Genomic DNA, 6,000 nt, shown 5'->3' with positions numbered 1-6,000 from the left:
CGCCCTCACCCCCGCCGCCCTCACCCGCCTGCGCGACGCCGGCGCCTCGGTCATCTCCCTCAGCCTTGACGGGGCCACCGCCGGACGCCACGACGGCTTCCGCGGTTTCGACGGCGTCTTCACCCGGACCCTGCGCTCCTGGCAGGCCGCCCGCGACGCCGGTCTCAAAGTGCAGATCAACACCACCGTCACCAAGACCAACCTGATGGACCTGCCCGATATCGCCCGCCTGGTGCGCGACCGGGGAGCGCTGCTGTGGAGCCTGTTCCTGCTCATCCCCACCGGCCGGGGCCGCAGCCTGGCCTCGCTGACCGCCGCCGAGACCGAGGACGTCCTCAACTTCGCCTACGACATCGGAGCCGCCGTCCCCGTCAAAGCCACCGAGGCCCACCACTTCCGCCGCATCGCCATCCAGCGGCACATCCTGCAGGACCGCGGCGCCGACCACGTGCAGGCCCTCGGGCTCGGGCCGGTCTACCACGCCCTGCACCGGCGCGCCGTACGCGCCGGTCTCGTCCGCGCCACCCGCACCCGCCGCCCCCCGATCGACGTCAGCGCCGGCCGCGGCCTGGTGTTCGTCTCCCACACCGGAGAGGTCTCCCCGTCGGGATTCCTGCCGCTGCCGGCCGGAAACGTCCGCGACCGACCGCTGACGGAGATCTACCGGACCTCGCCGGTCTTCACCTCACTGCGCGACCCCGGCCTGCTGGCCGGACGCTGCGGGGCCTGCGAGTTCCGCGCCGTGTGCGGCGGATCCCGCTCCCGGGCCTACGCCACCAGCGGCGACGTCCTGGCCGAGGAACCGTGGTGCTCGTATGTGCCCGGCGACTTCCCCTACCAGGAGGACCTGGGGAAGTATCTCGGCGCGACCGTTTGAGCGCCGAGGCCGGGACATGACAGCGGGCCGCCACCCCGTCCGATCGGAGGCGGCGGCCCGTTGAGGCCGGGCACGGACGGTGGGGTCAGCTGCCGGTGATCCGGCGGCCGGAGACCTGCTCGGCCGCGATGACGATGAAATGGTCCCGCTCACCCGGCGCCCAGGGCGTCAGCGGCAACCCCGCCAGCCGGGCCGCCTCCTGCGGGTCGTCCACCGCCCGCGCATGCCCCACCACGGTCACCGACCAGCCGGTCCGGCCTTGCGGATCGAAGTCGTCGGCTTCGAAGGCCACGACGGCCCGGCGGGTCGCGGCGGCCAGTTTGGAGCCGACCGTGGCACGGATGACGATGTCAGTGCCATCCAGCACGAAGTTGACCGGCTGCACCGCCGGCAGGGCGCGGTCGGTGAAGACGATCCTCCCGATCGGCGCCGTCGCCAACAGAGCCATGCACTCCTGGGGAAGGAGAACCTGCAGACCGGCGGAGTCAAGTTTCATACCTTCCAGGATCGCTGATCGGCTGCGTGTGCGGGCAGGGACGAAAGTCCTCTCCTGCCCGCGCCGATGCCCCTTCCGTTCCCTTCCATCCGGCTGCCAGGTGCCATCGCCGGTGACAGACGAGCCGGTTCGGAAACTCCTCCTGGTTGGTCCGGTGAGAGAACGACTGAGGACTTTGGTCCCTATGGCGGTGGTCTTTGAGCCTGGTCCGTGCCGGGCCGGCGGGGCCTAGCGTGAATGAAGCCCCTACATGACAATCAGTGGAGAGATCCCGGGCCGTGGCCGCAGAACCGATGATGGAGCGCTCCCGCGGGAACTTTCCTGGGCGCCGCCCGTTTCCGGAGGGCGGTCCGGGCTCCGCGCCCCGGGCCGCGGCGTCCGGCGCCCGCCTCGCGCTCACCCGGCTCCCGCTGCTGGCCGGTGCCGCCGCCCTGCTCGCCGGCCTGTACGGGGGCGTCGCGCTGCTGATCACCGAGGTACCCGTGCCGGCGGCGTTCGCCGAGCAGCACGGGCCGCTGATGGCGCTCGGCTTTCTGGGCACGCTGATCTGCCTGGAGCGGGCGGTCGCGCTGCGCAGCCGCTGGGGCTACACCGCCCCGGCACTGTCGGCGCTGGGCGCCGTGACGCTGGCGGCCGGGGCCGAGCAGACGGGCCGGCTGGCGCTGACCGCCGCCGGCGGCTGGCTGGTCGGGATCTATCTGGCGTTGCTGGGCCGGCGCCTCAGCCGCGAGACGCTCGTACAACTGGCCGGGGCACTGGCCTGGTACGCGGCCGGGCTGCTCTGGCTGGGCGGGCGGCCGGTGCCGGAGCTGGTGGTGTGGTTCGCCGCGTTCCACGTGCTGACCATCGCCGGGGAGCGGCTGGAGCTGGCCCACGTGGCGTTCCTGCGGCGGGGGGCGTCGGACGGGCTGATGGCGGCCGCCGTGGTACTCGGCGCCGGGGCGGTCTGTTCGGTGTGGGCGCCAGGTGCGGGGGCGCGGGTGGCCGGGGTGGGGATGGCGGCGGTGGCGGCCTGGCTGGCCTGGCACGACATCGCCCGCCGTACCGTCCGCGGCCACGGCCTGCCCCGGTATGCGGCAGTGTGCCTGCTGGCCGGATACGGCTGGCTCGCGGCGGCCGGGGTCCTGTGGGCGGCCACCGGCTTGACGGCCGGGTCCCACCTGTACGACGCGGCGCTGCACGCCCTGTTCCTGGGATTCGTCATGTCGATGGTGTTCGGGCACGCCCCGATGATCCTGCCGGCCGTGCTGCGGATGAGCCTGCCGTACCGGCCGGTGCTGTACGTGCCGCTGGCGCTGCTGCACACAGCCGTGGCGGTCCGCTTCGCAGGGGATCTGGCCGCCGCCGACGCGGTGCGCACCGCCGGTGGGCTGCTCGCCGAGATAGCTCTGCTCGTGTTCGCCGGGTGCGCCGCCACGCTGGTGTGGCTGGGGCGCCGGGCATCGATGGGAAGGTGACCCGAGGTGACACCGGTCGAGGTGCGTATCGAGAAGGGCCCGCCGGCCAGGCCACTCCCCGGGCCGGTGCGCCGCCGTGCCCCCTGGCACCTGCGGGCCAACGCGCTCGTGGTGGTCTGGCTGGGATTGACGGTCGCGACCGCGCTGGCCGGCGAGGGGCTGCCGGCGCCGCGCTGGCTGCTGATCCATGTTTTCCTGCTGGGTGCGGTCAGCACCGCGATCCTGATCTGGAGCGAGCACTTCGCCGTCGCGCTGCTGCGCGCCCGCACACCGGATCCGCGCTGGAGCCTGGCCCGGCTCGCCCTGCTCAACACCGCGACGGCGGCCGTGCTGTACGGCATGGCCGCCGGTCCCGCGGCGGTGGCGGTGACCGGGGCGGGGGTGATCGTGGCCGTCGTGCTCTGGCACGCCGCCGCGCTGGTACGGCTGACGCGGCAGGCGCTGCCCAGCCGGTTCCGCCACGTCATCGCCTGGTACGTGTGCGGGGCCGGGGCGCTGGCGACCGGCGGCGTCCTCGGCGGCCTGCTGGCCGCCCACGTCGGCCACGGAGCCACGCACGAGCGGTTGCACGCCGCGCACGCCCAGGTGAACCTGCTCGGCTGGATCGGCCTGACCGTGCTCGGCACGCTGTTCACGCTCTGGCCGACCGTGCTCCGCACCCGCATGCCGGAGCGCACCCGCAAGGCCTCCCTGACCGGGCTGCGACTGGCCGCGCCCGGGCTGGCGCTGCTGACCGGCGGCCTGCTGGCGGATCTGCGCTGGCTGGCGGCGGCCGGGCTGGCGGCGTACGCGGCCGGTGCGCTGGCTGCGCTGCTGCCGCTGACCGAGGCGGTGCGCGCGCGCCGCCCGCACACCGGGGCGGCCTGGACGCTGGCCGCCGGCGTCGTCTGGTTCGAGATCGTGCTCGTCGCCGACGCGGTGATCGTGGTCACCCGCCCGGCGGGCGAGGTGGCCGCCGCGCTGGAGCCGCTGCTGCCGCTGGTGCTGGCCGGGTTCGTCGGCCAGGTGCTGCTGGGCTCGCTGCTGCACTTGCTACCGGCGGTACTGGGCGGAGGCCCGGCCCGGTTCAAGGAGAACATGGCGCTGCTGGAGCGCGGCTGGGCGGTCCGCCTGGCCGCACTCAACGTCGGCGTGCCGCTGCTGGCGCTGCCGGTGCCGCGGCCGCTGGCCCTGCTGGGCTGGGCCTTGGTGCTGGCATCGGCCGCGGCGTTCGTCGTGCTGGCCGTGACCGCCCTGGCGCGGGCCTGGACGGTCGAGCACCCTGAACGCCGGGCGCTCGCCTCGCCCGCGCTGGCCGGGGTGATGGCCGGGTGCCTGCTGACGGCCGCCGCGGTCGTCGTCTCCGTCACCGGAGGCTCCAGCCCCGCCACCACCGTTGTCGCCACCGGCACTCGGACGGTCGAGGTCACGCTTTCGGGCATGCGGGTCCGACCTGCGGTGATCGAGGCCGCGCGGGGCACCGTGCTGACGCTGCGCGTCACCAACACCGACGCCCAACGGCACGACCTGCGACTGGCCACCGGGGAACGCACCCCGCTGCTGGGAGCGGGCAAGAGCGCGATACTGACGCTCGCCCCACTCGGCGAGGCGGTCGACGGCTGGTGCACCGTGGCCGGGCACCGGGCGGCGGGCATGACGATGCGAATCGTGCCCACCGGCGCGCTCGCCCGGCCCGGCACCGTTACCGGGCACGGCGCGCACGGTTCGGCCGGACAGGCGACATCCCCCGACGGGAACGGCGGCCCGGTGACCGGCACCGGTCAGACCGGCCTGGACCTGGCCGCGCCCATGTCGCCGGGGTGGAAGCCGTACGACGCGGTGTTGGCGCCCGCGCCCGGCGGCGCCGAGCACGAGGTGGAGATCCGGGTGGACGACAGGGCGGTCCTGGAGGTCGCGCCCGGCGTGCGGCAGCGAATGTGGACGTTCAACGGGACCGTGCCCGGGCCGGTGCTGCGCGGCACGGTGGGCGATGTGTTCACGGTGACGTTCGTCAACGGCGGCACGATGGGGCACGGCATCGACTTCCACGCCGGGGCGAACGCGCCGGACGGGGTGATGCGCACGATCCAGCCGGGTGAGCGGCTGACCTACCGGTTCCGCGCCGAGCACGCGGGGGCGTGGCTGTACCACTGCTCGACGATGCCGATGACGCAGCACATCGCAGGCGGCATGTACGGAGCGGTGGTCATCGATCCGCCGAACCTGTCGCAGGTGGATCGGGAGTTCCTGCTGGTCCAGGGGGAGCTGTACCTGGGTGAGCCGGGCAGCGACGCACAGGTCACCAAGATCCGCGAGGGCCGTCCGGACGGGTGGATGTTCAACGGCACCGCGGCCGGTTATGATCATGCGCCGCTGGCGGCGAAGGCGGGTGAGCGGGTGCGGATCTGGGCGGTGGCCGCCGGGCCGAGCTCGGGTACGGCGCTGCACGTGGTGGGGGCGCCGTTCGACACCGTCTACAAGGAGGGCGCCTACCTGCTGCGCGAGGGTGATGCGGGGGGCGCGCAGGTGCTGGACCTGGCGCCGGCGCAGGGCGGGTTCGTCGAGCTGGTCTTCCCCGAGCCGGGCAGGTATCCGGTGGTGGACCACACGATGCGTCAGGCCGAGGGCGGGGCGCACGGTCTGTTCGAGGTGGACGCGCCGTGAGGTCCGCAGAGCGGCCGGTGCCGATGGAGGTGGGTGCGCGGTGACGTGGTGGTCGGTGGTGCGGTTCCTGCACGTGTTGTCGGCGGCGCTGTGGGTCGGCGGGCAGCTGACGGTCTCGCTGGTGGTGTTGCCGCTGGCGCGGCGGCTGCTGGACGGTGAGCGGCGCGAGCAGGTGATGCGGGCGGTGGGCCGGCGGTTCGGGATGTTCACCGGGGCGGTGTTCCTTCCCGTGCAGCTGGGCAGCGGGGTGGCCATCGCCTGGCACAAGGGGGTCACGTGGGCGTCGCTGGCCGAGCCGGGTTACGGGCGGATCCTGGCGGCGAAGCTGGCGTTGTTCTGCGCGGTCATGGTCGCGGCGGGTCTGCACGGGTGGGCCACCGGCGCGGGGCGTCCCGGCTTCGCGCGGGCGACGGCGCTGGCGGCGCTGGTCGGGTCGGTCGGCGTGGTGCTGCTGGCCACCGCGCTACCGGCCACCTGAAAAGGCCCGGTAGCCATGAGTGCTCACCCGCCGGCGGCTGTCAGGCCCG

Annotated in this window: 5 protein-coding genes; 4 read left to right on the top strand and 1 reads right to left on the bottom strand. The window is 74.0% G+C overall.

The genetic code is table 11. The annotated features are described in order from the left end of the window. Positions 1-877 (top strand): radical SAM/SPASM domain-containing protein (locus CA984_RS24135; RefSeq protein WP_086575843.1); only part of this gene is annotated, 877 nt, incomplete at its 5' end. A gap of 85 nt (positions 878-962) precedes the next feature. On the opposite strand, the gene CA984_RS24130 is transcribed toward CA984_RS24135, so the two are convergent. Beyond that, on the bottom strand, positions 963-1,373 hold the full coding sequence (locus CA984_RS24130) for a pyridoxamine 5'-phosphate oxidase family protein (protein WP_086575842.1): 411 nt from the start codon (positions 1,371-1,373) through the stop codon (positions 963-965). A gap of 278 nt (positions 1,374-1,651) precedes the next feature. Here CA984_RS24130 and CA984_RS24125 point away from each other — a divergent pair, with 278 nt between their 5' ends. Genes CA984_RS24125 through CA984_RS24115 form a run of 3 tightly spaced genes read left to right on the top strand, consistent with a single transcriptional unit; the run spans position 1,652 to position 5,951 of the window. Continuing rightward, positions 1,652-2,830 (top strand): hypothetical protein, encoded by a 1,179-nt coding sequence (locus tag CA984_RS24125; RefSeq protein WP_207621010.1) that lies wholly within the window; start codon positions 1,652-1,654, stop codon positions 2,828-2,830. Between the two features lie 6 nt (positions 2,831-2,836). After that, positions 2,837-5,473, top strand: coding sequence for a multicopper oxidase domain-containing protein (locus CA984_RS24120; protein ID WP_086575841.1), 2,637 nt, complete (start codon positions 2,837-2,839; stop codon positions 5,471-5,473). A gap of 40 nt (positions 5,474-5,513) precedes the next feature. Beyond that, the gene (locus CA984_RS24115; RefSeq protein WP_086575840.1) at positions 5,514-5,951 is read left to right on the top strand and encodes a hypothetical protein; all 438 of its coding nucleotides are present in this window, start codon (positions 5,514-5,516) and stop codon (positions 5,949-5,951) included. Positions 5,952-6,000 lie beyond the last annotated feature (49 nt).

Source organism: Streptosporangium minutum, from assembly GCF_002149035.1.
Classification (GTDB): domain Bacteria; phylum Actinomycetota; class Actinomycetes; order Streptosporangiales; family Streptosporangiaceae; genus Streptosporangium; species Streptosporangium minutum.
This window is presented reverse-complemented; position numbering and strand designations above follow the sequence as displayed.

Coding starts and splice junctions, on each gene's coding strand:
- CA984_RS24130 (WP_086575842.1), bottom strand. CDS start 1,373: ATGAAACTTGACTCCGCCGGTCTGCAGGTTCTCCTTCCCCAGGAGTGC.